The organism is Clostridium sp. TW13 (assembly GCF_024345225.1).
Classification (GTDB): Bacteria; Bacillota; Clostridia; order Clostridiales; family Clostridiaceae; genus Inconstantimicrobium; species Inconstantimicrobium mannanitabidum.
This window is the reverse complement of sequence record NZ_BROD01000001.1, coordinates 206,214-232,268: the sequence shown is the minus strand read 5'-3', so window position 1 is coordinate 232,268 and position 26,055 is coordinate 206,214. Positions and strand designations below refer to the sequence as shown.

Sequence of the window (26,055 nt, the reverse complement as noted above, 5' to 3'; positions counted from 1 at the left end):
ATTGTTAATATGTTGCAAATATATCTGGGGTACCCAAAATGATATATGTGCCGGAATTGTAATTACATATAGCATAATTAAGATTAAAGGAATTTATTGTGGCTACTCCTACATACCCAGAATTAATGGGAATTGATTTAATATTTGTGGCTCCAATATTAATCAAATTTGTTTCCAATGTATCTAATTCAGTATCTTTAGATACACCTAGTTTTCCCTTTATATAAGTAAAATATCGTCTGTTTTCACATGTATCATTTGTTAATTCTTCTAATTGTTTTTTAATGATGGTAACTTCTTTTTTATTTGTGTTTTTTTCTGATACAATGCTCATTTCTTTAGTTTCATTTACTCCTATAATAGCTTCATAATTTATAGTATTCTTTTCGCCAATAATTGTTATATTATTTTCATTATAATTTATAGATTTTATTTTACTTTTATTTTTTAAATTATTAACTATTATTTGAGGATTGCATTTATATGTGGAAACTTGTTTAACTCCAACTTCTTGAAAATTCATATTGGGTCCTAAAATTTTATAATAATTGTTTTCATTAATATCAACATTACCTAAAATAAATAAAACAAAAAAGCATAAAAAGCTAATTTTAACAAATAAATTTTTTTTCATTTCCCCACCTCTCTTTTTTCATTATTAGCCTTTTATGTAATTTTTAAACAAAACAAAAAAAAGAATTATGCACTCAGTACATAATTCTTTTAAAACTTGTTTATTTTAATTTACTTGAGACATCTATTCTAGCTAAAGCTCTTGTCAATGCAATCTGTGCTCTTGTTATATCCACACCATCTTTAGCTTCAATTCTCTTTTCTGCTCTTTCTTTGGCCTCTTCTGCTCTTTCAATATCTATATCTTCTGGTAATTCTGCTGCATCGCAACAAAATGTTAGTTCATTATTACCAAACTCTACTACTCCAGTAGAAGTAAATAGCTTATATACCTTATCATTTTCATCAACAAATTCAGTCATTCCCGGTTTAGTAACAGTAATAAATCTTCCATGGTTTGGTAAGATTTCAAACTGTCCACTAAGACTTGTTGATTTAAATTTCTTAGCATTTCCAGAAAATACACTCTTATCAGGCGTTATTAAGGTAAACTTAAAAGTACTCATAATACTATCCCCTTTCTAAGATACTATTTTGCAAGGGTCTTAGCTTTTTCTACTGCTTCTTCTATAGTACCAACAAATAGGAATGCTGCTTCAGGAATATCATCATGCTTACCTTCAAGAATTTCTCTGAATCCTCTAATAGTTTCTTTTATTGGAACATACTTACCTTGCATACTTGTAAATTGTTCTGCAACTGTAAATGGTTGAGATAAGAATCTTTGTATCTTTCTAGCTCTAGATACAATTAACTTATCTTCTTCTGATAATTCATCTACACCAAGTATAGCGATGATATCTTGAAGCTCTTTATATCTTTCAAGTATATGCTTAACCTTTGATGCTACTTCATAATGTTCTTTTCCTACTATTCTTGGATCTAGTATTCTAGATGAAGAATCTAGTGGGTCAACAGCTGGATAAATTCCAAGCTCTGATATACTTCTTGAAAGAACTGTTGTTGCATCTAAGTGAGAGAATGTTGTTGCTGGAGCTGGGTCAGTTAAGTCATCCGCAGGAACGTATACTGCTTGAACTGATGTAATTGAACCATGTTTTGTAGAAGTAATTCTTTCTTGTAAAGCTCCCATTTCTGTAGCAAGTGTTGGTTGGTAACCAACTGCTGATGGTATTCTTCCAAGTAAAGCTGAAACTTCTGATCCAGCTTGTGTAAATCTGAATATATTATCTATAAATAGTAACACATCTTGACCTTTATCTCTAAAATATTCAGCCATAGTTAAACCTGTTAAGGCAACTCTCATTCTGGCACCAGGTGGCTCATTCATTTGACCAAATACTAAGGCAGTCTTATCTATAACTCCTGATTCCTTCATTTCATAGTATAAGTCATTTCCTTCTCTTGATCTTTCTCCAACACCTGTGAATACAGATAATCCACCATGTTGTTTTGCTATATTGTTGATAAGCTCTTGAATAAGAACTGTTTTACCAACACCGGCTCCTCCGAAAAGACCAATCTTACCACCTCTTTGATAAGGAGCAATTAAGTCTATAACCTTTATTCCTGTTTCAAACATTTCAGGTTCTGTTGCTTGTTCTTCAAATGTAGGAGCTGGTCTATGAATTGGATAAAGTTCTGCTTCTTGTAACTTAGCATCCTCATCAATAGTATCTCCTAATACATTAAATAATCTTCCTAATACTTTTTCCCCTACTGGTACAGATATTGGCTTTCCAGTATCTTCAGCATTCATGCCTCTTCTAAGTCCATCTGTAGATGACATAGCTATAGTTCTAACTATATCATCTCCCATATGTTGCTCAACTTCAGCTACTAGTGTAGTTCCGTTCATATCTATATGAACAGCGTTGTAAATGTTAGGAAGAGACTCTGTTTCAAACTTAATATCTATTACTGGTCCTATTACTTGAACCACTTTTCCTATCTTGCTAGGCATTTAGAATACCTCCTTACTAATTTTGTGCTTGTGCTCCACTTACTATTTCAGTTATTTCTTGTGTTATTGCAGTCTGTCTTATTCTATTGAATTTAGTATTTAACGCATCTAATAAGTCATTTGCATTCTTTGAAGCACCATCCATAGCAGACATTCTTGAACTATATTCACTACATTTTGAATGTAGCATTATATTTTGAACTACTGCCTTTAAATAAACATCTAATACATTTTCAACAACCTCTGAGCCTGCTGGTTCTATTAGATATTCACCTTGTGATTTTTTATCACCTTGTTCTAAAGGTAAGAATTTTTTAGTTTTAACTTCTTGTTTAACCTGAGACATAAACTCTGTATAAACTATGTTTACTTCTCCAACTTCGCCTTCTTTATATAACCTTAGCGCATGCTCAAATATTATTCTAGATTCCTTTACTGTTGGCATATCTGAAATTTGAACATATTCAGCTATCGTTTCAAAATGATACTTTCTTACATATGGAATACCTCTTTGTCCAACCACCATAATTACTGGCTTAACTTCCATTTTGTCAGCTTCAGCCTTTAGTTTTTGTACAACATTAGCATTGTATCCACCACATAATCCAGAATCAGAAGCCATAACTATGTATAACTTCTTTTTTGAATTGTTGTTGTTAAAATAAATATTGTCATTTTCAACATCTAAAGATGCTAGAAATTCATTAGTTACCTTTTCTACTGACTCAAAATACTTATTATTAACACTAAGCGCTAATCTTATTTTTCTAAGTTTAGAAGTGGCTACAAGACCCATGGCTTTTGTAATTTTTCTTGTGTTTGTAACTGATTTAATTCTACGTTTTATATCAATTAACCCAGCTGCCATAACTTCCACCTCCTAAAATTTTGCATAGCTTAAAATAAGCTATGCACCTTGTAGAAATATTTTCTTAAATTCATTTATTGATAATTCTAACTTGCTCTTTATCTCATCATCTAAAGCTTTTTTCTCTATTATAGCTTTTGTAAGATCTCTATAGTGAGTATCAACATATTCAAAATATTCTTCTTCAAAACGCTTTATATCACTAACTTTGATATCAGATAAGAAGTTGTTTGTTACAGCATATAATATCATTATTTGCTTTTCAACATCCATTGGAGAATACTGATCTTGTTTTAAAACTTCAGTGATTCTCTTACCTTTTTCAAGTCTGTAACTTGTATCTTTATCTAAATCAGAACCAAATTGAGCAAAGGCTGCAAGTTCTCTATACTGAGCTAACTCAAGTCTTAAAGTACCACTTACTTGTTTCATTGCTTTAATTTGAGCACTACCACCAACTCTTGATACAGATATACCTGCATTAACAGCTGGTCTTTGTCCTGCATAGAATAATTCTGATTCTAGGAATATTTGTCCGTCAGTAATTGATATTACGTTTGTTGGAATATAAGCAGTTACATCTCCTGCTAATGTTTCAATTATTGGAAGTGCAGTTATAGAACCGCCACCAAGTTTTGCTGATAACTTAGCTGCTCTTTCAAGTAATCTTGAATGTATATAGAATACATCTCCAGGATAAGCTTCTCTACCTGGTGCTCTCTTTAATAGTAATGACATTGTTCTATATGCAACTGCATGTTTTGATAAATCATCATATACTATTAATACATCCTTACCTTTATGCATGAAGTATTCACCCATTGAACATCCTGCATATGGTGCTAGATATTGTAATGGAGCACTTTCTGATGCAGTTGATGCTACAACTATTGTATAATCTAATGCATCTGCTTCTTGTAATGTATTTACTATATTAGCAACTGTTGATTGCTTTTGACCTATTGCAACATAAATACAAATTACATCTTTACCTTTTTGGTTAAGAATTGTATCTATAGCTATAGCTGTCTTACCTGTTTGTCTGTCACCTATAATTAACTCTCTTTGACCCCTTCCAATAGGAATCATTGAGTCTATAGCCTTTATACCTGTTTGTAATGGTTGATTAACTGAACTTCTATCTATAATACTTGGCGCATGTACTTCTATAGGTCTGAATCCATCATTATTGACAGGTCCTTTACCATCTATTGGTTGACCTAAAGAGTTTAATACTCTTCCGATCATTGCATCTCCAACTGGTACTTCAACAATCTTGCCAGTTCTCTTAACAACGTCCCCTTCTTTTATACCCTTTTCTGAGCCTAAAAGAACGCAACCTACGTTATCTTGTTCTAGGTTTAGAGCCATGCCGTATACATCATTAGGGAATATTAAAAGTTCACCTTGCATACAATCATCTAAACCGTAAACTCTAGCAACACCATCACCTATTTGTACTATTGTACCTGAATCTACAGTCTGTATATTCTTTTCATACTTTTGTATTTCATTCTTTATTATAGAAGTAATTTCTTCTGGTTTGATATTCATAGACTCACCTCTATTCTCTCTTAAGCATTAATGCTTTCATTTCGTCTAATTTAGATTTTATGGTGCCATCAATGACATCATTTCCAACTTTAACGTATAGACCGCCAATTATGCTCTTATCAATTTCTTGTTCTATTATTATTTTTTTATTATATTTAATTTGAAGTTTATTTGTTAAGTTTTCAACTTGTTCAGAAGTTAACGGAATAACACTCTTAACATTAACATTAATTGTATTGTGCTTTTCAAGATAAATATTCTCCATCTCATTTAATTTTTCTCTTAAGAAAGATATTCTTCCTTTTTCTATAAGAACAATTAAGAAAGATAATAAATCTTTATCTATCTGACCTTCAAATATTCTTGTAAAAAGTTTCTTCTTTTCTACAGTACTAATTTGAGGATGTCTTATTACTTCTTGAAAATTCTCATCATTATCGATAAAGTCGCAGATTTCTCTCAAATCATCAAGATACTCTTGAACTTTACCTTTTTCTTCTGCTACTTGGTAAAGGGCTAATGCATATCTTCTATCTAAAAACTCATACATAATTAGATACCTACCTTAGCTATAAAATCATTTATTAATGCTCTATGCTTTTCATCGTCTATTGACTCTTCAAGAGCTTTTGCTGAGATTAACATAGCTAAATCAACAACTTGTGTTTTAACTTCATGTTGAGCTTTTTCTTTCTCTCTTGAAATTTCTACAGTTGTTCTCTCTAGTATAGCTTTTGCTTCTGCATTTGCTTCTTCTACTATCTCATCGTAGATCTTATCTGCTTTTTGTTTCTTTTCTTCTACTATTTTGTTTCCTTCAACTCTAGCAGTTTGTAATGCCTTTTGATTTTCAAGTAATAACACTCTTGCCTTTTCCGCATCATCTTCTGCTTTATCAATACTATCTTTGATTGCAGTTTCTCTTTCTTCAATAACGTTTTGTACTTTATCAAAGAAAAAGTGTTTAGCAAATAAGACTATAATGACAAAGTTTATCATTGAAAATATAACTATAGACACATCTATTTTCATATATCTCCTGACCTCCCTTCGGAGTCAAATTACTTATAATTAATTACTCACAAAGTTTTTTATTTTTTAATTAAACTTTTTATCAATAAAACATTAATAAATCTTATAGTTTAGCGAATAACATGATTGCTATTACTAGACCGTAGATTGCTGTACCTTCTGCAAGAGCACCACCGATTAGAAGAGTTGATGTTATCTTTCCACTTGCTTCTGGTTGTCTTGACACACCTTCAACAGCCTTACCTGTTGCTATACCAAGACCAATACCTGCTCCAAAACCTGTTAATACTGCAATTCCTGCTCCTAATGCTATCATTATAAAATCCTCCTTAAAAATAAATATTTTAATGTTCTGGAAGTAACTTAATATTAATCATTGTTAACATTAAAAATACAACCATTTGTATTCCACCATCAAATAAGTCAAAATATAAATGACCTATGATTGGAACTCCTACTGCAAAATGTCCCATATTCTTATAAATCAAGTCCAAAATAACTGTACCCGCAAGCACATTACCAAAAAGTCTGAGTGAAAGTGTTGCTGGGAATACTGCTCTTTCCATAATGTTGATAGGCAACATTGGAATAAATGGCTTACCATATCCCAATAAATAATGACCAAAACCCATCTTTTTGATTGCATTTGCATGAATCATTAGGAATGAACATAATGCTAAACCTAAGCAAACGCTATAATCTTTTGTTGGGGGAGTAATTCCAATTAACCCCGTAAAATTCATAAGAAGTAAAAATACTGCCAATGTTCCAAATATCGGTACATAGCTTTCATAGCTATTCCCCATATTAGACGTAACCACACCTTTTATTGTCTTATAAAACATTTCTGCAACAGTTTGCTTCTTGCCTGGAACCTTCTTTAAGTTGCTCGCTAACCAAAGTAGTAAAACTCCGACAATAATCATTATAATCCATTGCACAATTAAAGATAAAGTAATGTTAATATGAAAACTACCGATTGGAATTGAAAATATTGGTTCTATTTCCTCCACCTTATTCACTTCCTCTCTCTTTTCTAAAAAAGCAGATACCTATAGATAAATAGTTGAAAACTATTCCTGCACAGTAGCACAATATATTTATAAGGTTATCCTTAAATAAAAGGGCTGCTAGCACAACAACTATTATTCTGATACTATCTAGAATTATTATTCCTATTTTGTTTATGTTACTTTTTATAAGAAGACCTTCTAGTGTATAGCCTTTTATAATTAAGCTTATATTATACAATAAAAGCCCAGTAAAAAAACTTACACCAGCATCAAACCTCAATGCTATCATTAATACTATTGTAGTTAAAGATCCCAATGTTATGTTTGATTTAGATGTACCAATTAATAATTCTTTCAACTTTGAATTCATAAATAGATTTTCTCCTTGCTCGAGCATGTTCTTATTATATTACTCTAGGTTTCCTTTGTTAAATTCTAATTTTAAAGCATTTCTATCTAATATAGATTGCTATCATAATTTATCTCTTCAGTATTCTTGTTTACTCCTTCTATCTTCAAAAACATATTGGATTATAAACCAAAAAGATTTTTTTTAAATAAGCCTTCATTTTTCTGAATTTTTTCAAAAATGATTTTTTTCATTCTTACTCCAATGTTAACATTTTCATAAAACATGTTTAGACAATATTTTATGCTTTTTTGCTAAAATTATAAGTATTTTATTGTTTTTTATTATAATTTTGTGTTTTATTATAATTTCATGTCTATAATTCTATATTGTTTTAATGAATAATTTAATTTCATTTTATTCATCATGCAATTAATTTTTTTTTAATTTTTAACACTTTGTTAACATTTATAAATATTTTAGTATCAAAATCTTTTTACATTATTCCGTTTTATGTAATATACTTTTTTCTTATCAATCTGAAACTTTAGGTAATTACAATATTTATAGAACTTTTTTATACTGTTCAGTTCAATAATACTATTTTTGATTTTTTTATATCATTATTAATTCATAATTTGTATATACATGTCTCAATTAATTCTTACAAAAATTGAATATGATAGAAATACCTCATAATTAAGTAAAAAAATCAGGTTGGAATTCAAAAAATTCCAACCTGATTTATAAAGAACTATCTTTCAACTATAATAGCTGTTCCTAGTCCTCCACCTATACATAGAGTAGCTAAACCTTTTTTAGCATCTCTTTTTTGCATTTCATGAAGTAATGTAACTAATATTCTAGCACCAGATGCTCCAACTGGGTGTCCTAAAGCTATAGCTCCACCATTTACATTTACTTTGCTCATATCGAATTTTAAATCCTTAGCTACAGCTAAGCTTTGAGCAGCAAATGCTTCATTAGCTTCAATTAAGTCTAAATCTTCTACTGTTAAGTTTGCTTTTTCTAAAGCTTTCTTTGTTGCATGGAATGGTCCATATCCCATTATAGCTGGATCTAGTCCCTTTGATCCGTAAGATACTATCTTAGCTAATGGCTTTAATCCTAATTGTTCTGCTTTTTCTGCACTCATTACTACAAAAGCAGCTGCTCCATCATTGATACCTGATGCATTACCTGCTGTAACTGTACCATCTTTTATAAATGCTGGCTTTAACTTAGCTAAAGTTTCTGCAGTTGTTCCGAATCTTGGGAATTCATCTGTATCAAATACCTTTGGCTCTCCCTTTCTTTGAGGAATAACAACTGGTACTATTTCATCCTTAAATCTTCCTGATTTAATTGCTGCTTCAGCTTTTTGTTGAGAAGCTGCTGAGAAAGCATCTTGTTCTTCTCTAGTTAAGTTCCATTGTTTTGCTATGTTTTCAGCAGTTACTCCCATGTGATAGTGGTTGAATGCATCAAATAAAGCATCGTTGATCATAGAATCTACTAGCTTACCGTCTCCCATTCTTTGACCCCATCTAGCTTGGTTTAATAGGTATGGTGCTTGAGACATACTTTCCATTCCACCTGCTATAACTACATCTGCATCTCCTGCTTTTATTGTTTGTGCAGCTAAACTTACAGCTCTTAATCCTGAACCACAAACTTTGTTTATTGTTAATGCTGATACTTCTAATGGTAATCCAGCTTTAACAGCCGCTTGTCTTGCAGTGTTTTGTCCAAGACCTGCTTGAATAACGTTACCCATGATAACTTCTTCAACACATGCTCCATCAATTCCTGCTCTTTTAACAGCTTCTTTTATAACTAATGCTCCTAAATCTACTGCAGGAACATCCTTTAAACTTCCTCCGAATGATCCTAGTGCTGTTCTTACTGCACTTACAATAACTACTTCTTTCATAAAATATGACCTCCTAAATTATCTTAAGATTATTATTATCTTTACTAGTTTGAGTTCTAAGTATTAGTTTTTATTCATAATGTAATTATAACCATGTTTCATTGTTTTATCAATAGAAATTTGTTAAAAAAAACACAAACTTTTATTTACTCTTTCCACTAGAGATTTTCTCTTATTTTTTAGGCCTACTCAAAGTATTTTTCTATTGCATCAGCTATTCTCTTAGAAGCTAATCCATCACCATAAGGATTAATTGCTCTGCTCATCTTAGCGTACTCTTCCTCATTATTAAGAAGTTTATTAGCTTCTTGTTTAATTATTTCTATATTCGTACCAACTAACTTCACAGTACCAGCTGCCACTGCTTCTGGTCTCTCTGTTACATCTCTTAACACTAATACTGGTTTTCCTAAATGTGGGGCTTCTTCTTGCAATCCACCAGAATCAGTCATAACCATAAAGCACTTATTCATTAAATTATGAGTTTCCTTTGTATCTAAAGGTGGTAATAAATGTACTCTTTCCTTATTTTTTAATTTTTTATCAACAACATCTTTTACAATTGGATTTAAATGTACTAGATATATTAATTCAACATCCTTATTTTCGTCAACAATTTCACTAAGTACATCACAAATATTTTCTATTCCTTCTCCCCAATTTTCTCTTCTATGAGCAGTAATCATAATTACCTTTTTATTCTTGAAATCTATTTTATTTAATTCATCATTTTCAAAAACATAACCTTCTTTTACAGTATGAGCCATAGCATCTATAACAGTATTTCCTGTCACATATATGTCTTCTTCGGCTACACCTTCATTTAAAAGATTTTGTTTTGAACCTACTGTTGGTGAAAAATGCATGTCAGCTAAAGAAGCTGTTAATTTTCTATTCATTTCTTCTGGAAATGGAAAATACTTATCAAAAGTTCTTAAGCCAGCCTCTACATGCCCAACCTTTATTTGTTGGTAAAATGCAGCTAGAGCACCAGCAAAAGTTGTTGTTGTATCACCATGCACTAAAATTATATCAGGCTTTTCACTTACAAATAATTCTTCTAATCCTTCCAGCACTCTGTTTGTTATACCAGTTAGGCTTTGCTTGGTTTTCATTATGTTCAGGTCGAAATCAGGCACTATTTCAAACAATTCCAAAACTTGATCTAACATTTCTCTATGTTGTGCTGTTACACAAACCTTTGACTCTATTCCTTGTCTTGATTCTAATTCCTTTACTAAAGGAGCCATTTTAACTGCTTCTGGTCTAGTTCCAAATATAGTTAGAACTTTTATCTTCTTCAAAATTATCCCTCCGATTTAATATCCTATTTCATTACTTAATGAATCATCATCATCAATCCATTCTTGGACATCAATAACTTTATATTCTTGTTTATTTTTCCTAATTACCACTGTTTTAATTCCAGCATTTATTATCAATCTCTTACACATTGCACATGAGTTTGCATCTTCTACAAAAGTCCCATCTTTTGCATCTTTTCCTACTAAATATAATGTAGCACCTATCATATCTCTTCTTGACGCACTAATTATAGCATTAGCCTCACTATGAACGCTTCTACATAATTCATAGTGTGTTCCCCTGGGAACATTTTTTTGTTCTCTAATGCACATCTTTAAATCCATGCAATTCTTTCTTCCTCTAGGAGCTCCAGTATAACCTGTTGAAATAATTTCATCATTTTTTACAATTATTGATCCATAATTTCTTCTAAGACAGGTTCCTCTTTCTAATACTGTTTCTGCTATGTCAAGATAATAATTGTATTTATCCCTTCTCTCCATTGTTCACCTCTATCATAAAACTTATACTATTATAATTATACTCAATAATAATGTAAAATGTAAATTCAAAAAATCCACCATCTCTCTAAAGATAGTGGATTTTCATCATATATTATTTTGTTCCAAATAATCTATCTCCAGCATCACCAAGACCTGGTACTATATATCCATTTTCATTTAATTTTTCATCTATTGAAGCTATATATACATCTACATCTGGATGTGCTTCTGTTATATACTTAATTCCTTCTGGTGAACCAATTAAGCATACTAATCTTATATTTATAGCGCCTCTTTTCTTAAGCATAGTTATAGCATCTGCTGCTGAACCACCTGTTGCAAGCATAGGATCTACAACTATTACATCTCTTTCAGCAATGTCTTGAGGCAATTTACAAAAATATTCTACTGGTTGAAGAGTCTTTTCATCCCTATACAATCCAATATGACCAACCTTTGCAGCTGGTATTATTCTAAGCATACCATCAACCATTCCAAGACCAGCTCTTAATATTGGAACTATAGCTGTCTTCTTTCCTGCTAGCATCTTGCACTTTGTCTTGCAAATTGGTGTTTCTATTTCTACTTCTTCTGTATCAAAATTTCTTGTTACTTCGTAAGCCATAAGCATAGAAATTTCTTCTACTAACTCTCTAAAATATTTTGATCCTGTATTTTTATCCCTAACATATGCCAACTTATGTAATATTAATGGATGTGAAACTTGTGTTACTTTACTCATTATAAAATCCCCCTATTTTGAATACTTCTCTTCAATTTTTGCTATCATATCAATTCTTCTTTGATGCTTATCACCTTGGAACTTGGCATTTAAAAATGTATCTACTATATCTAATGCTAGTCCGCCACCAACAACTCTTGCTCCAATTGTTAATATATTTGCATCATTATGTTCTCTAGTTGCATGAGCACTAAATGTATCTGAACATAAAGCTGCTCTAATTCCTGGTACCTTATTGGCTGCAATTCCAATTCCAATTCCTGTACCACAAACTAATATTCCAAATTCAAATTCTTTTGATGCTACTGCTTCTGCTACTTGTAGCGCAAATTCAGGATAATCACAAGATTGTTCAGAATAAGTTCCAAAATCTTTGTATTCAATTCCTTTTGATTTCAGATGCTCTAAAATCTCATTTTTCAAAGCAAAACCTGCATGATCACTACCTATTGCTAGTTTCATATTAATACCTCCACCTTTAAGCATCTTCAAGAAATAAACAAATCATATGCTAGTATATTTGAGTTTATTATTTATTTTCAGATGCTTTATTTAAAAATATATAAAATTTCACAAAAAAAGAAGATTAACAGCAACCTTCCTTAAGTTTTGAAATAATAAGACTAATACATTGTTCTAGTTGAGTATAAGTCTTTTCGTAAGTTTCAATAACTCCACCATACGGATCTATTATTTCCTCATTTAAACCACAATACTCACCTATAGTAAATATTTTGTATTCATATTCCATATTATTTAATTTTAAAATATGCTTCATAAAATCAGTCATCACTAAAACTAAATCATAGTCATTTAACATCGATTTAGTTAGGCCAACTGCTTTTCTGCCACTCAAATCAATTCCTAATTTATTCTTTACAACTTTATAGGAGTGGTCTGAAATTATGCTATTGTTTACAATACTTATGCCCGCAGAACTAGAAATCAAATCAGTATTACATGACAAACTATTAAAAATAGCCTCTGCCATAGGACTTCTACATGTATTACCTGTGCAAACAAATAAAATTTTCATACCGCACCTCCTAAAATTAAATATCTATTATGTTAAATCCAGCTGATTTTTTTAACCTATTCATGACAGCCACTCCAACACCAGATTCTTCAAATGATTCACATAAGATTATATCTACCCCTTTATCATCAAAAGCTCTAAGTGTTTCAAAAAGGTTTTGTGCCACTGTCCCTAGGTTGCTTCTTTTACCTACTGAAATTACATTTTCAGAATTATATTCTGATTTTGTTTCATCTGTTGCCATAACACCAACATTCTTACCTTCAATTATATAATGTACCATTAAATCATTAATCTTTTCAATAGTTTTTTGTAAATTTCCTCGAATTATTATAACTTTTGCTTTAGGAGCATAATGTCTATACTTCATTCCTGGAGCTTTAGGCTTCATATCTTCCTTGGGTTTGTCTAATATTACTGGATCTATATATATTTTTTCATCTATCTCTCTAAGATCTTCTAATGTAACTCCACCCGGTCTTAATATGCATGGTGGATAAACTGAACAATCAATTATAGTTGATTCAACCCCTACATCACATTTTTTTTCTCCAAGGATATAGTCAACTTTACCGTTTAAATCTTCTACACATCTTTCTACATCTGTTGGTGATGGTCTACCAGATATATTAGCTGATGGAGCTGCTATAGGTGTCCCACTTTTCCTAATTAATTTCCTTGCAATCTCATTGCTAGGCATCCTTACCCCTACAGTATTTAAATTTGCAGAAGTTACATTAGGAATACAATCATTTTTTTCAAGAATTATTGTCAATGGACCAGGCCAAAATTTATCCATAATTCTTTCTGCTATTTCTGGTACATTCTTAGTATATTTTTTTAATTCACTTATATCTGCTATGTGTATTATAAGCGGATTATCTTGTGGTCTTCCTTTAGCAATAAATATCTTTTCAACTGCCTCTGCATTTAATGCATCTGCACCTAAACCATATACAGTTTCAGTTGGAAAAGCTACTATTCCACCTTTTTTTATAACATCTGCTGCTTCTCTTATAAGCATGTCTTTATTTTCTGCATTTATAATAGCTATCTTTGTTTCCACAAAAAAACCTTCCTTCAAAATCGTTTATATTTTTTTCTGTCCTCTAGATATCTTAATATTTTCTATGGCATCATCTGTAAAACTTGCCTTAACGCAATTAACATATATAACATTTAGCAGTTTATATTTTATTAAACCACCCTTTTTTATTGCAGTATAATAATATATATTATTGGAAGATACTTTACGTATTTTTTTATAATATGCTTCTACATTAGGATACTTTCTTAAAAAATTTTTTTCTATTATCGGCTTCATATATTTGTTTCTTACTTTAACAGTAGTTACTACGATTATTTCCATATCCTCTTTACAATGTTCCGTATGAACCAAAACAACTTTATCGCAAAGTACTAAGTTCTCATTACGGAAAGTTCCTGTCTTTATCTTCAAACGATTGTTATTACATACAAACCATAAAGCTCCATTATTTATATTTGCAATTATCCCTAACACTATTAATAATTCCAAAATTATTAACGCTAAAAGAAAAATAAATTGCGTCTTTCCGCTTAAGAATACTATTATAGGAAGAAGAAAAAATAATAAAAGCATAGTGGTAATAAAAATATTATTAGATTGTTTTTGTTTTCTGATTGCTTTTTCTATCTCCATAAAACTCCCCCTATATAAATTAAGTGTTTCAAAAAACATTGTTCTTTGAAACACTTTCTAAAATTAATTAAAATTCTGTATTACCCATTGATTGCATCTTCTCAGCTTGATCTGCTGTAATCAATGCATTAATTACTTCCTGTATATCTCCATCTAAGAAAGCTTCAAGTTTATACAATGTTAATCCAATTCTATGATCTGTCATTCTTCCTTGTGGATAGTTGTAAGTTCTTATTCTCTCACTTCTATCTCCAGTTCCTACTTGACTTTTTCTATCCTCAGCAATTCCTGAAAGTCTTTCTCTTTCAGCTTGCTCATATAATCTAGCCTTTAAAACTTTTAATGCTTTTTCTTTGTTTTTAAGTTGTGATTTTTCATCTTGACATGAAACCACAAGACCTGTAGGAATGTGAGTCATTCTTACAGCAGAGTCAGTTGTATTAACACATTGACCTCCATTACCAGATGCTCTAAACACATCTATCTTTAAGTCTTTTTCATTTATTTCAATTTCAACATCATCAACTTCTGGTAAAACTGCTACAGTAGCTGTAGAAGTGTGTATTCTTCCACTTGATTCTGTGTCTGGCACTCTCTGTACTCTATGAACTCCACTTTCATATTTTAACATAGAATATGCTCCACTACCTTTAATCATAAATACAACTTCTTTGAAACCGCCTATATCAGTTTCATTTGTACTCATCAACTCAACCTTCCATCTTTGAGTTTCAGCATATTTTGTATACATTCTAAAAAGATTAGCTGCAAATAATGCTGCCTCATCTCCACCAGCACCTGCTCTTATTTCCACAAATACATTCTTTTCATCATTAGGATCTTTAGGTAGTAATAGTATTTGTATTTCTTTTTCTAGCTCTTCCTTTTTTGCAGCTAAAGATTTAATTTCTTCTTGCATTAATTCTTTCATCTCTGCATCAGATTCCATTGATAACATCTCTTTATTATCATTTAAATCGTCTATTGTTGACGTATATTCCTTATATTTTACAACTATAACTTCTAAATCAGCATGTTCCTTACATAGCTTTCTCCACTCATTTTGGTTAGCCATTATTGAAGGATCTGATATCTTTACCGAAAGCTCGTCATATTTATTTTCTATAAACTTTAATCTATCAAGCATTGTTATATCCACTCCGTACTATTATTTTTCATATTTTTTAATTATACCACAAAATAATACTCTCTATCAACTTTTATACCATAAAACCCCTTGGCACCATTTAGGTAACAAGTAATTGATCAAGAGTTTTTGTAAATAAGTACTGGAGCTAATAATCCTTTGGAAGATTACCTATCACTGTTCTCTCTAATCCTGCTAAATCTTTAACAATTTTTATGTTTCTAAAACCTTGTTCATACATAAGTTGTTCAACATCCTTTCCTTGATCATAACCAATCTCAAAGGCTAAAATTCTTTTTCCTATAAGTACTTCTTTACATTCTTCTATTATTCTTTTGTAAAAAATCAATCCATCCTCTCCACCTGATAAAGCTGTATGCGGTTCATAATTTTTCACATCATCCATTAATGAATCTATAACTTCTTCTTTTATATAAGGTGGATTTGAAACTATTATATCATATTTTAAGTGCTGTTTTTTTATTTCTGATAATAAATCACTCTTTATAAATCTTGCCCTTTTTTCTAAATTTAATCTTTTTATATTCTCTACAGTTACTTCTTGTGGTATAGGATATAAATCAACTAAATGAACTGTAATATTTTTTCTATAATATGCAATAGAAAGTCCTATAGCTCCACTTCCTGAACACATATCAAGCACATTAATGTCATCTTCTTCATCTATTTCTGATAAAACTTCTTCTACTAATACCTCAGTATCCCCTCTAGGTATTAACACTCCATCTTTAACCAAAAAGTCCAGTCCCATAAATTCAACATTTCCTAAAATATATTGCATTGGCATTCTATCTTTTCTCATATGGAGCAATTTTATATATTCTTTCTTTTCTTGTTCTTCTACTTCTTTATCTCCATTTATTATAAGATAAACTCTATCTTTATTTAACACCTTTCCTAATAATAAGTAAGTATCAAGATTATATGTTTCTATATCTACCTGCTTAAGTTCATTGATGCCCAGTTGTATAAGTTCTCTTATAGTAATAATGTTACTCATCGCACATCCCTTCTGCTGCCTTTAAAGCAGCAATAGCTACTTCAATCTGTTCTTGATCTGGTTCTCGCGTAGTTAACTTTTGTAATTTCAATCCTGGTGAAGCAATCATTTGAGCTAATTTAGTATCACTTTTCCCAACCCATTTTATGATTTCAAAAGTAAATCCTGAAATTACTGGAATCAATATTATTCTAAAAAACATCCTTTCCTTAAATGAACCCCAGCCTGAAAATGCAAATACAACTATACTTACAAGCATAACTAAAAATAAGAAGTTAGTTCCACACCTTGGATGAAACCGCTCAAAACTCTTTACATTTTCTGCAGTAAGTTCTTTTTCATTTTCATAACAAAATATAGTCTTGTGCTCCGCACCATGGTATTGAAAAACTCTGTTTATATCTTCAGTCTTTCCTATTAAATACATATATATTAGCAAAATAGCAACTCTAACTAAACCTTCTACGATATTAAGTATTATAACGTTGCTAATTATAGTTTTAAATAAATTAGTGAGTACTGTTGGTAATGCAACAAAAAGAACTATTGCTACTAAAAAACTAATGAGCATTGTAACAGTTGTAATTACACCATTTAATTTATCTCCTAATTTTTCTGTAAGCCACTTTTCAAATTTAGATGGTTCCTCTTCCTCATCTTCAAAAAATTCTGCAGAATAATTAAGAGCCTTAATTCCTTCCCTTAAAGAATCAATAAGACTAATAAATCCTCTTATTATTGGCAAAGAAAAAATTTTATTCTTTTTTGTCCATGGAACTATGTCCTTATACTCTACACTTATTTCCCCATCAGGCTTTCTTACAGCTATAGCAAGTCCATGAGTTCCTCTCATCATGACTCCTTCTAATACTGCCTGCCCTCCTACTTGAGTTTTTCTCATATCCAATACTCCTTCTCAATACAACAATTTTACTGTTCTTGTTGCTTATATTTGAAATAACATTCACCACACAGTGATTGATATTCTACATTATCCATGTTGTCTATAGCTATCTGCTCTCCGCTAAACACATATTTTCCATTTATCTTTCTAGCATTAAAAATAGCTTTTTTGCCACAGGTACAGATAGTTTTCATTTCTTCTATTGAATGTGCTAGTAATAATAATCTTGTACTTCCTTCAAATCCATTCATTTTAAAGTCTGTCCTCAAACCATAACATATTACTGGTATGTTTAATGTTACTGCAATCTCAAACAACTCATCAACTTGTTTTGTGGTAAAGAATTGTATCTCATCCACTAAAATGCAATTGATTTTACTTTTGTTTTCATGTAAATCATTAACCAATTCATAAATATTATCTGTTTCTTTTATAATAAAATCTGCTTTTCTTTCTACACCTAATCTTGAAACCAACTTATCAAAGCCTTTCTTATCTGTTTCCGGTTTTAAGATTAACACTTTCATTCCTCGTTCTTCATAGTTGTATGCAACCTGCATTAAGTGCGTAGACTTGCCAGAATTCATTGCACCATATCTAAAATAAAGTTTACTCATTAAAGTTCTCTCCTCAATAACTAGATTTAATATAGCTTCATTTTTCAATTAGCCACTTTTAAAAAACATATAATCAAATAAGTTGCTAATACTACTTATTTGATTATAACATTTATGTTCTACTCTAAAAAGTTTTTTCATATTTTTTTAGTTATACATCTAAAAATAAATAACAAGACTAAATGCGCTAACGTATAGACTTACTTATTTTTTTAGATATGGCTTATTGACTTCCACCTCAATTACATGCTATACTTGAGAAGTTGTTAAATTGACGTTATATAAAAAAGAGGTGAAATAAATGAGAGAAGGCATACATCCAGAATACCACAACGACGCAGTGGTTAAGTGTGCATGTGGAAATACTTTTACAACAGGTTCAGTTAAATCAGAACTTAAGGTAGAAATATGCTCTAAATGCCACCCATTCTTCACTGGAAAGCAAAAAATTGTTGATGTTGGCGGTAGAGTTGACAAATTCAAGAAAAGATTCAATCTTGAAAAATAGTCAAACAAGAGAAGTGGGAAAGACATTGTCTTTCCCATTTTTGTTATTTTTACGTATGTCTACTTGTTTATTTTAAATAAATATATATAATTTTATATATGTGGTTTTACATTTACATTTTTGATTCTATAGATTATTATTAATTTTTTAAGTAAGGTGAGTGAATTTTCATGAAAAAACTTCTTATACTAACAACTTCTACTGGAGAGGGTCACAATCAGGCTGCTAATTCCCTAAAAGAAGAGTTTTCAAATTTTGATTATGAAATTATTAAATACGATTTTTTCTATAATAGCAGTAAGTTTATAAACAAAGTTGTTGTAAGCGGTTACGAGGTCTCTGCCACTAAAACACCTACTATATATGGGTTTTTCTACCATCTTACTAATTTTAAATATATGAATAATATTTTAGCTCCATGTTTTAAAATAATAGACAAAAACTTAGCAAAATATATAAACACAATAAAACCTGACATAATAATAGCCACTCACCCACTAGCTATAAACATACTTTCAAGGCTAAAAAAGAATAATTCAATTACTGTTCCAGTTATATCAATAATAACTGATTTTGAGGCTCATTATACCTATATATCTAAAAATATAGATTGTTATATTACAGGTAGTAAATCAACTAATTCAAGCCTTATTTCTAAAGGAATAGATGAAACTAAGGTTTTTGATTATGGTATTCCTGTGCGAAGTGCCTTTTATCAAATTTATGAAGAAATAGTAACCACAAGAGATTGTGATTATTTTACTATACTTTTAATGAGTGGTAGCATGGGACTAAGTGCTATATATTCTGTAATAAAGGAACTTGTTAAAAACCCTAGAAAATTAAGGCTTATTGTTGTATGTGGCAAGAATCAGCATTTAAAAAATAAACTAACAAAACATTTTTCACATGATATTCCGAACAAAAAAATACATATATTAGGATACTCAGATACAGTGTCTGAGCTAATGGATGCATCAGATATAATAATTTCAAAACCTGGTGGACTTACTGTTACAGAATCAATTCGAAAGCAGCTTCCATTAGTAATTCCTTTTGTAATTCCTGGCCAAGAAAGTCAAAACACACAATTCTTAATCAATGAAAATTGTGCAATAAAATTAAGGCACATATCAGATGTTAATACTATAGTTAATGACCTCATGGATAACCCTTCTAAAGTATTATCTATGCGTAAAAATCTAAAAAGACTTGGTAGTAATTATTCTATGGAAAAGATAGTTGCCTTGGCAGATAACTTAATTAAAAATAATAACTAATAAAAAAAGAAAGTAATCAAGTATAACAACTTTGATTACTTTCTTTTTTTATATAAAATTACTTAGTTTTTTCAAAATCCAACTTTGAAAATGTATTTACAAATTCATCATTGTTCTTAGTCTTTGATAGCATATTAATAAGATTTTGAGTTATATTTTCTACGTTACCATCTCTGTACATAACTTTTCTAATCGAATATGCCACTTCCTTTTCTTCTGTAGTCAATAGTAAATCTTCTTTTCTTGTTCCAGATTTATATATATCTATTGCTGGGAATATTCTTCTTTCTTGAAGTTTTCTATCTAGATGAACTTCCATATTTCCAGTACCTTTAAACTCTTCAAAGATCATATCATCCATTCTACTGCCGGTATCAACTAATGCTGTGGCTAGAATAGTCAAACTTCCACCACCCTCTATATTTCTGGCTGCCCCAAAGAACTTTTTAGGCATTAGCAAAGCTCCTGGATCCAATCCTCCAGAAAGAGTTCTTCCTGTAGGTGTTATAGTAAGATTATACGCTCTTGATAACCTAGTTAAACTATCCATTAGTATTACAACATCTTTGCCATGCTCAACTATTCTCTTAGCACGCTCCAAAACCATTTGAGCAACCTTGGCATGATTTTGTGGTTCTTCATCAAAAGTCGAAAAGATAACATCTCCATTTATAGATCTTTGCATATCAGTTACTTCTTCAGGACGCTCATCAATAAGAAGAACTATAATTTTAACATCTGGATAATTTATAGATATATTTTGAGCAATTTTTTTAAGTAAAGTTGTTTTTCCTGCCTTAGGAGGTGCTACTATTATTCCTCTTTGTCCTTTTCCTATTGGACATATTATATCCATAAGTCTAGAAGATAAATCCTTTTCATTGTTAGTCTCCAATCTTAATCTCTCTTCAGGATATATCGGAACCAATGTTTCAAAAGATTTTCTTCCAACTGCTTTTTGAGGATGTTCTCCATTAATCTTTTCTACATAAATTAATGCTCTAAACTTCTCGCCTTCTTTAGGTTGTCTAACCTTTCCCTCTAATTCATCACCAGTTCTCAAATTAAATCTTCTAATCTGAGATGGAGAAACATAAACATCATTATCTCCTGTTAAATAATTAGTACATCTCAAAAATCCGAAATTATTAGTTTCTAGTATTTCTAGCACACCTTTAGCTACATCCGATGTATTATTTATCATTTCTTTAAGTTGTTCTTTTTTCTCTTCTCTGTCATTTTGTTCATCGCTAGCTTTTGTACTTTCTTGTGCATCAATTGTTTTTTCTACTTGTTTTGGTGCTATTTTTTCTTTTAAAATCACACCATCTTTTTGAATTGATTTCTGTGTACTATTTGTAATCACTTCAATTAATTCAGCCTTTTTATACTTTGAAATATTTTTTATATTTAGTTCTTTAGCTAAGTCTTTCAATTGAGCTAAAGTCATACCTTCATATGTTTCAAGTGCCAAAACTACACCTCCAATAAATTTAAAAATAACTTGGGAATTTAATAAAGATACCAATTTATATATGATTTAAACAGGAAAAAGAGTCATTTAAGATTTGTATCCGATTAAATAAATTATGTGCCATAAAAATTAGAAATACAAGTATTTTTACAATACCCTTACTATTATACACCCAGATTGTTTTTTTTTATACTTTGATTATAAGAAAAATTTCAGACCACTGAAAATATATCAGTGGTCTAAATTCATTTTACTTTTGATTTTCTATTGTTGCTTTAATAAAATCTTTAAATAATGGATGTGGTCTATTAGGTCTAGATTTCAATTCTGGATGGAATTGAGCAGCTACAAACCAAGGATGATCTTTAATTTCAACAATTTCAACTAATCTAGAGTCTGGAGATACACCTGTAATTGTCATTCCAGCTTCCTCTATTTCTTTTCTATATTGATTGTTAAATTCATATCTATGTCTATGTCTTTCATATATCAAATTATCATCATATGCAAGCTTTGCGAAAGAATCTTCTTTAAGTTTACATGGATATAAACCTAATCTCATAGTTCCACCTAATTCTTCTATATCCTTTTGCTCTGGCATTAAATCAATTACTGGATGTTCAGTATTTTCATTTAACTCTGAAGAATTAGCATCCTTATATCCTAAGATATTTCTTGCAAATTCAATTACAGCACATTGCATTCCTAAGCAAATACCTAAGAAAGGAACTCTGTTTTCTCTTGCCCATCTAATTGCTTCAATTTTGCCTTCTACACCTCTATCTCCGAAACCGCCTGGCACTAGAATACCATCAACACCTTCTAAAATTTCATCTGCATTCTCAGCTGTAACATCTACTGAATTAATCCACTTTATATCTACATTAGCATCATTGACAAAACCGCCATGATTTAAAGCTTCCACAACAGATATATAAGCATCATGTAATTCAACATACTTTCCTACTAAACCTATAGTAACATTTTTCTTTAGATTCTTGATTCTTGATACCATTTCAATCCACTCTGAATTGTCTATGTTCTTACTATTTAGTCCTAACTTCTTTACTACTAAACTATCTAGACCTTCATTATGTAATAAAAGAGGAACTTCATATAAGTTCTCAGCATCTAGGTTTTGGATTACTGAATCAGCATCTACATTACAGAATAGGCCTATCTTTCCTCTTAAGTCCTTAGAAATTTCTTTTTCAGCTCTACAAACAATTATGTCTGGTTGAATTCCTATGCTTCTTAATTCCTTAACTGAATGTTGTGTTGGTTTAGTTTTTAATTCTCCTGCTTTACCTAAGTATGGAACTAATGTAACATGTATAAAGCATACATTTTCTATACCAACTTCATATTTAATTTGTCTTATAGCTTCTAAAAATGGAAGTGACTCTATATCTCCAACTGTTCCTCCAATTTCAGTAATAACTACATCCACATCTCTTTCCTTAGCTACTCTATAAACTCTGCTCTTAAGTTCATTTGTTATATGTGGAATTACTTGAACTGTTCCCCCTAAATACTCACCTTTTCTTTCTTTAGAGATTACTGACCAATATACTTTACCTGTAGTAACATTTGAGTTTTTAGAAAGATTTTCATCTATAAATCTCTCATAATGACCTAAATCTAAATCTGTTTCAGCTCCATCATCAGTAACGAATACTTCACCATGTTGATATGGGCTCATAGTACCAGGGTCCATATTTAAATATGGATCAAATTTTTGTATAGACACATTAAACCCTCTGTTTTTTAATAGTCTACCTAAAGATGCCGCAGTTATTCCTTTTCCAAGTGATGATACAACTCCTCCAGTAACAAACACATACTTTGTTGTTTTCATTATTTATTCCTCCTTACAATTATAAAAAAACTATTGACAAATTAATTTTCATTTATTATAATAACAATTACCACTTTATTAAGATGGCGTTTTTGTTGCCTGAATAACATGTATAGTATAGTATCATACTGATTTTTTTTTTTCAAGTCTTTTTTTAGATTATTTTATTGATTTTTTCTTCCATTTCAAAATACTTATCCCTGAAAGCCTTATTTATAAAAAACTTTTCTTCAGCTTTCTTAACTGAATAAGCTATACTTCTAGTAGATTTCATATCTAATACCTCTATTATTTTTCCCTTATCAAAACAATTATTATTTCGCAATAAAAGCAACGCTATATATTTATTATCTTTATTTTTAGTTAAGCTAATTAATTCCTCCTTGCTTATTGAAAAATACTCACATAAAATATCTATAATTTTAATATACTTTTCTTCCATACTTTCCTCCTAAATTAATTTATACTACATACAAATCAAGTTTCAACTCATATCTAAAGTATTACCGTCTAAATTACTATTAATTCACACAATTCAAAAAAACTGCCAACCTAAAAAAGTTGACAGTTTCACACTAAGATTTAATATTTATTTTTAAATTAGTATTTTGAGTACTTTCTCCGCCTACGATCATTTTGTAGTTTATAAATACTTCTCCACCATTATCATCAACATTTACTTTTAATTCTTGTGTTCTTATCTTTAACTCTAGCATACCATATGGAGTATTGTATAAGCTTACGCTATCTTTATCTTTTTCAAAATGCATCTTCGTAGTTGTTGTTCCTTCTCTTTCTAAGGATACTGAATTATCTTTTATAAATAACTTTGTTTTTGTGCCTTCCATTCCTGATATTTCTGTTTCATCATAAACTGCTGTAAATCCATCCTCATTTTTTACGAAGTGACCTGGAGTTACAACTTCTATCTTCTCATCTTCATCATCTATTTGATTACTAATTATAGAAATAACTGCTTTCTTTTTCATAATACCCTCCCTCACTACAAATAGCTTGTACTTAATTTATATAAATAACTCTAATTTGAAATAAAGTCAACTATTTTATCAAATATTTCTTTGATTTTAAATTTATATTCAATATGAGTTTGTTCTTTTCTATTGTCAATTTCATCATATTCTTTATCATTTAGGACCTTTTTCATTTCATTCTCAGTTTTATCATATGAAACTTGTCCTTTTGTTATATCTATAAAACATAGTGGTGGAAACATTACACACCACCAATTCTGTCCTTTGCCACTTCCTATAATTACCCTATAAGCTTCATAATTTCCTTGTGGCAATGTTATATTACCGTAGGTTTTTACTGGGAAGTTTTCATGTCCTAAAGTTGATTTTACGGTATAATTATACCCATTACTTTTAATACAATTTACTGCAATTTTCTTTATTTCATTATCATTGTCTTTTAAAATCTTTCTACTTTCTTCTATTGAAGAAGAATTTTTAAGCTTAGGTGATATATATTTTAATATCTCATCTCTAACCTTTAATTTCAAACTTTGATCTTCTTTTGTATCACTATTTGCTATAACATGAAATCTTATTAATTTACCACTAATCTCATTTGACAAATCTGTTGCTTCAGTGTCACTATAGACCTTTATTTTATTTAAATTTTCAAAGCCATTACTTGAAGTCACAACCATAACTACTAAAATTATAAAACTTATCATTATTAATACAAAAAATTTTCTTTTCATAATACGTACCCCCTGACATTTTTAATTATTGCCAGAGGATACTTTTTTATTCACATATGATTAAATTGTTCTTGTTATAAATACATCATTATATCTTTTTTTCATAAACTCAAAACATTTCTGCGCTGAAAGCATATTATCAAATATACCAAACACTGTTGGACCACTTCCACTCATTAAAGCTCCTTGAGCCCCAAGAACAATCATATCATTTTTTATGGCCTTTATAACAGGGTATTGTTTTATAGTTACATTTTCAAGGACATTCTTCATATTGTAACATACCAACTTTAAATCTCTACGTTCCATACCTTTGATTATATTATTTATGCCAACATGCCTTCTTATTTTACTTAAATCCAAGTTATTGTAAACTGCTTTTGTAGATACACCAAAAGGAGGTTTTACTACAACTAAAATAATGTTATTAAAATCAGGTAACTTAGTTATTTCTTCCCCAATACCTTCACATAGAGCTGTTCCGCCATCTATACAGTACGGTACATCTGCACCTATTTTCACACCTAACTCCATTAACTCTTGATTAGATGCTCCTACACTAAATAATTTGTTTAATCCTTTTAATATGGCTGCTGCGTCAGTACTTCCACCTGCCATTCCTGCCGCAACTGGAATGTTCTTCTTTACATCTATTAACACACCCATTTTAATGTTATATTTATTTTTGAATAATTCAGCAGCCTTATATACTAAATTACGGCTATCTGTGGGGATATATGGTAAATTACATTTTATCTTTATTTCATTTTCTTCTAATTTCTCTAATTCAATTTCGTCATATATATCTACAGTTTGCATTATCATTCTTAAAATATGATATCCATCTTCTCTTTTCCCAACTACATCTAAGCCAATATTAACTTTGGCATAAGCTCTTAGCAACATAAAATACCAGCCTTTCACGCTTAAAATTACCTTTTTATTAT

General features: G+C 30.3%; 28 protein-coding genes and 1 pseudogene. 2 read left to right on the top strand and 27 right to left on the bottom strand.

All coding sequences use genetic code 11. The annotated features are described in order from the left end of the window. Window positions 1-4: 4 nt before the first annotated feature. From OCU47_RS01190 to OCU47_RS01090, 21 genes and pseudogenes are all read right to left on the bottom strand, one after another. Window positions 5-634, bottom strand: a complete 630-nt coding sequence (locus OCU47_RS01190; RefSeq protein WP_261826775.1) for a hypothetical protein — start codon at window positions 632-634, stop codon at window positions 5-7. Window positions 635-734: 100 nt separating this feature from the next. Then, window positions 735-1,139, bottom strand: a complete 405-nt coding sequence (gene atpC, locus OCU47_RS01185) for an ATP synthase F1 subunit epsilon (RefSeq protein ID WP_261826774.1) — start codon at window positions 1,137-1,139, stop codon at window positions 735-737. A gap of 23 nt (window positions 1,140-1,162) precedes the next feature. Then, window positions 1,163-2,557 (bottom strand): F0F1 ATP synthase subunit beta, encoded by a 1,395-nt coding sequence (gene atpD, locus OCU47_RS01180; RefSeq protein WP_261826773.1) that lies wholly within the window; start codon window positions 2,555-2,557, stop codon window positions 1,163-1,165. A gap of 16 nt (window positions 2,558-2,573) precedes the next feature. Next, a complete protein-coding gene (atpG, locus tag OCU47_RS01175; protein WP_261826772.1) occupies window positions 2,574-3,425 on the bottom strand; it encodes an ATP synthase F1 subunit gamma in 852 nt (283 codons plus the stop codon). A gap of 39 nt (window positions 3,426-3,464) precedes the next feature. Next, window positions 3,465-4,979 (bottom strand): F0F1 ATP synthase subunit alpha, encoded by a 1,515-nt coding sequence (gene atpA, locus OCU47_RS01170; RefSeq protein WP_261826771.1) that lies wholly within the window; start codon window positions 4,977-4,979, stop codon window positions 3,465-3,467. A gap of 10 nt (window positions 4,980-4,989) precedes the next feature. Beyond that, entirely contained in the window at window positions 4,990-5,529 is a 540-nt protein-coding gene (locus OCU47_RS01165; RefSeq protein ID WP_261826770.1) for a F0F1 ATP synthase subunit delta, read from the bottom strand. Between the two features lie 2 nt (window positions 5,530-5,531). Then, the gene (locus OCU47_RS01160; RefSeq protein ID WP_261826769.1) at window positions 5,532-6,011 is read right to left on the bottom strand and encodes a F0F1 ATP synthase subunit B; all 480 of its coding nucleotides are present in this window, start codon (window positions 6,009-6,011) and stop codon (window positions 5,532-5,534) included. 103 nt (window positions 6,012-6,114) lie between these two features. Continuing rightward, window positions 6,115-6,327, bottom strand: a complete 213-nt coding sequence (atpE, locus tag OCU47_RS01155) for an ATP synthase F0 subunit C (protein ID WP_376778020.1) — start codon at window positions 6,325-6,327, stop codon at window positions 6,115-6,117. Window positions 6,328-6,355: 28 nt separating this feature from the next. Further along, window positions 6,356-7,024: a F0F1 ATP synthase subunit A gene (locus OCU47_RS01150; protein ID WP_261826768.1), complete on the bottom strand. Its 669-nt coding sequence runs from the start codon at window positions 7,022-7,024 to the stop codon at window positions 6,356-6,358. A 1-nt stretch (window position 7,025) separates the two neighbouring features. After that, complete coding sequence (locus tag OCU47_RS01145) at window positions 7,026-7,394, bottom strand: hypothetical protein (RefSeq protein ID WP_261826767.1); 369 nt, start codon at window positions 7,392-7,394, stop codon at window positions 7,026-7,028. 733 nt (window positions 7,395-8,127) lie between these two features. After that, window positions 8,128-9,306 (bottom strand): acetyl-CoA C-acetyltransferase, encoded by a 1,179-nt coding sequence (locus OCU47_RS01140; protein ID WP_261826766.1) that lies wholly within the window; start codon window positions 9,304-9,306, stop codon window positions 8,128-8,130. Between the two features lie 185 nt (window positions 9,307-9,491). Further along, a complete protein-coding gene (gene wecB, locus OCU47_RS01135; protein WP_261826765.1) occupies window positions 9,492-10,610 on the bottom strand; it encodes a non-hydrolyzing UDP-N-acetylglucosamine 2-epimerase in 1,119 nt (372 codons plus the stop codon). 15 nt (window positions 10,611-10,625) lie between these two features. Continuing rightward, window positions 10,626-11,114, bottom strand: a complete 489-nt coding sequence (locus OCU47_RS01130) for a deaminase (RefSeq protein ID WP_261826764.1) — start codon at window positions 11,112-11,114, stop codon at window positions 10,626-10,628. A 112-nt stretch (window positions 11,115-11,226) separates the two neighbouring features. Continuing rightward, entirely contained in the window at window positions 11,227-11,856 is a 630-nt protein-coding gene (upp, locus tag OCU47_RS01125) for a uracil phosphoribosyltransferase (RefSeq protein WP_261826763.1), read from the bottom strand. 12 nt (window positions 11,857-11,868) lie between these two features. After that, complete coding sequence (gene rpiB, locus OCU47_RS01120) at window positions 11,869-12,318, bottom strand: ribose 5-phosphate isomerase B (protein WP_261826762.1); 450 nt, start codon at window positions 12,316-12,318, stop codon at window positions 11,869-11,871. 124 nt (window positions 12,319-12,442) lie between these two features. Then, on the bottom strand, window positions 12,443-12,892 hold the full coding sequence (locus OCU47_RS01115) for a low molecular weight protein arginine phosphatase (protein WP_261826761.1): 450 nt from the start codon (window positions 12,890-12,892) through the stop codon (window positions 12,443-12,445). Between the two features lie 16 nt (window positions 12,893-12,908). Further along, window positions 12,909-13,958, bottom strand: a complete 1,050-nt coding sequence (locus OCU47_RS01110) for an L-threonylcarbamoyladenylate synthase (RefSeq protein ID WP_261826760.1) — start codon at window positions 13,956-13,958, stop codon at window positions 12,909-12,911. Window positions 13,959-13,982: 24 nt separating this feature from the next. Further along, a complete protein-coding gene (locus OCU47_RS01105; RefSeq protein WP_261826759.1) occupies window positions 13,983-14,573 on the bottom strand; it encodes a hypothetical protein in 591 nt (196 codons plus the stop codon). A 67-nt stretch (window positions 14,574-14,640) separates the two neighbouring features. Then, the gene (prfA, locus tag OCU47_RS01100; protein ID WP_261826758.1) at window positions 14,641-15,720 is read right to left on the bottom strand and encodes a peptide chain release factor 1; all 1,080 of its coding nucleotides are present in this window, start codon (window positions 15,718-15,720) and stop codon (window positions 14,641-14,643) included. A 148-nt stretch (window positions 15,721-15,868) separates the two neighbouring features. Then, a pseudogene (gene prmC / locus OCU47_RS01095) lies at window positions 15,869-17,642 on the bottom strand (peptide chain release factor N(5)-glutamine methyltransferase). 29 nt (window positions 17,643-17,671) lie between these two features. Further along, window positions 17,672-18,262, bottom strand: a complete 591-nt coding sequence (locus tag OCU47_RS01090; RefSeq protein WP_261826757.1) for a thymidine kinase — start codon at window positions 18,260-18,262, stop codon at window positions 17,672-17,674. Between the two features lie 301 nt (window positions 18,263-18,563). Here OCU47_RS01090 and rpmE point away from each other — a divergent pair, with 301 nt between their 5' ends. Both rpmE and OCU47_RS01080 read left to right on the top strand, forming a co-directional pair. Further along, window positions 18,564-18,770, top strand: a complete 207-nt coding sequence (gene rpmE / locus OCU47_RS01085) for a 50S ribosomal protein L31 (protein ID WP_261826756.1) — start codon at window positions 18,564-18,566, stop codon at window positions 18,768-18,770. Window positions 18,771-18,940: 170 nt separating this feature from the next. Then, window positions 18,941-20,050 carry an MGDG synthase family glycosyltransferase gene (locus tag OCU47_RS01080; protein WP_261826755.1) on the top strand — a complete coding sequence of 370 codons (1,110 nt, stop codon included), beginning with the start codon at window positions 18,941-18,943 and terminating at the stop codon, window positions 20,048-20,050. Window positions 20,051-20,108: 58 nt separating this feature from the next. Here OCU47_RS01080 and rho read toward each other — a convergent pair whose 3' ends face one another. The 6 genes from rho to ispE form a co-directional block, all read right to left on the bottom strand. Then, on the bottom strand, window positions 20,109-21,524 hold the full coding sequence (rho, locus tag OCU47_RS01075) for a transcription termination factor Rho (protein ID WP_261826754.1): 1,416 nt from the start codon (window positions 21,522-21,524) through the stop codon (window positions 20,109-20,111). A 250-nt stretch (window positions 21,525-21,774) separates the two neighbouring features. Further along, window positions 21,775-23,385, bottom strand: a complete 1,611-nt coding sequence (locus tag OCU47_RS01070) for a CTP synthase (RefSeq protein WP_261830562.1) — start codon at window positions 23,383-23,385, stop codon at window positions 21,775-21,777. A gap of 151 nt (window positions 23,386-23,536) precedes the next feature. Continuing rightward, entirely contained in the window at window positions 23,537-23,824 is a 288-nt protein-coding gene (locus OCU47_RS01065) for a hypothetical protein (RefSeq protein ID WP_261826753.1), read from the bottom strand. A gap of 133 nt (window positions 23,825-23,957) precedes the next feature. Next, on the bottom strand, window positions 23,958-24,371 hold the full coding sequence (locus OCU47_RS01060) for a YwiB family protein (protein WP_261826752.1): 414 nt from the start codon (window positions 24,369-24,371) through the stop codon (window positions 23,958-23,960). A gap of 50 nt (window positions 24,372-24,421) precedes the next feature. Continuing rightward, entirely contained in the window at window positions 24,422-25,108 is a 687-nt protein-coding gene (gene spoIIR, locus OCU47_RS01055; RefSeq protein WP_261826751.1) for a stage II sporulation protein R, read from the bottom strand. 60 nt (window positions 25,109-25,168) lie between these two features. Next, a complete protein-coding gene (gene ispE, locus OCU47_RS01050; protein WP_261826750.1) occupies window positions 25,169-26,014 on the bottom strand; it encodes a 4-(cytidine 5'-diphospho)-2-C-methyl-D-erythritol kinase in 846 nt (281 codons plus the stop codon). Window positions 26,015-26,055 lie beyond the last annotated feature (41 nt).

Coding starts and splice junctions, on each gene's coding strand:
- OCU47_RS01190 (WP_261826775.1), bottom strand. CDS start 634: ATGAAAAAAAATTTATTTGTTAAAATTAGCTTTTTATGCTTTTTTGTT.
- atpC (WP_261826774.1), bottom strand. CDS start 1,139: ATGAGTACTTTTAAGTTTACCTTAATAACGCCTGATAAGAGTGTATTT.
- atpD (WP_261826773.1), bottom strand. CDS start 2,557: ATGCCTAGCAAGATAGGAAAAGTGGTTCAAGTAATAGGACCAGTAATA.
- atpG (WP_261826772.1), bottom strand. CDS start 3,425: ATGGCAGCTGGGTTAATTGATATAAAACGTAGAATTAAATCAGTTACA.
- atpA (WP_261826771.1), bottom strand. CDS start 4,979: ATGAATATCAAACCAGAAGAAATTACTTCTATAATAAAGAATGAAATA.
- OCU47_RS01165 (WP_261826770.1), bottom strand. CDS start 5,529: ATGTATGAGTTTTTAGATAGAAGATATGCATTAGCCCTTTACCAAGTA.
- OCU47_RS01160 (WP_261826769.1), bottom strand. CDS start 6,011: ATGAAAATAGATGTGTCTATAGTTATATTTTCAATGATAAACTTTGTC.
- atpE (WP_376778020.1), bottom strand. CDS start 6,327: ATGATAGCATTAGGAGCAGGAATTGCAGTATTAACAGGTTTTGGAGCA.
- OCU47_RS01145 (WP_261826767.1), bottom strand. CDS start 7,394: ATGAATTCAAAGTTGAAAGAATTATTAATTGGTACATCTAAATCAAAC.
- OCU47_RS01140 (WP_261826766.1), bottom strand. CDS start 9,306: ATGAAAGAAGTAGTTATTGTAAGTGCAGTAAGAACAGCACTAGGATCA.
- OCU47_RS01130 (WP_261826764.1), bottom strand. CDS start 11,114: ATGGAGAGAAGGGATAAATACAATTATTATCTTGACATAGCAGAAACA.
- upp (WP_261826763.1), bottom strand. CDS start 11,856: ATGAGTAAAGTAACACAAGTTTCACATCCATTAATATTACATAAGTTG.
- rpiB (WP_261826762.1), bottom strand. CDS start 12,318: ATGAAACTAGCAATAGGTAGTGATCATGCAGGTTTTGCTTTGAAAAAT.
- OCU47_RS01115 (WP_261826761.1), bottom strand. CDS start 12,892: ATGAAAATTTTATTTGTTTGCACAGGTAATACATGTAGAAGTCCTATG.
- OCU47_RS01105 (WP_261826759.1), bottom strand. CDS start 14,573: ATGGAGATAGAAAAAGCAATCAGAAAACAAAAACAATCTAATAATATT.
- prfA (WP_261826758.1), bottom strand. CDS start 15,720: ATGCTTGATAGATTAAAGTTTATAGAAAATAAATATGACGAGCTTTCG.
- OCU47_RS01090 (WP_261826757.1), bottom strand. CDS start 18,262: ATGAGTAAACTTTATTTTAGATATGGTGCAATGAATTCTGGCAAGTCT.
- rpmE (WP_261826756.1), top strand. CDS start 18,564: ATGAGAGAAGGCATACATCCAGAATACCACAACGACGCAGTGGTTAAG.
- OCU47_RS01080 (WP_261826755.1), top strand. CDS start 18,941: ATGAAAAAACTTCTTATACTAACAACTTCTACTGGAGAGGGTCACAAT.
- OCU47_RS01065 (WP_261826753.1), bottom strand. CDS start 23,824: ATGGAAGAAAAGTATATTAAAATTATAGATATTTTATGTGAGTATTTT.
- OCU47_RS01060 (WP_261826752.1), bottom strand. CDS start 24,371: ATGAAAAAGAAAGCAGTTATTTCTATAATTAGTAATCAAATAGATGAT.
- spoIIR (WP_261826751.1), bottom strand. CDS start 25,108: ATGAAAAGAAAATTTTTTGTATTAATAATGATAAGTTTTATAATTTTA.
- ispE (WP_261826750.1), bottom strand. CDS start 26,014: ATGTTGCTAAGAGCTTATGCCAAAGTTAATATTGGCTTAGATGTAGTT.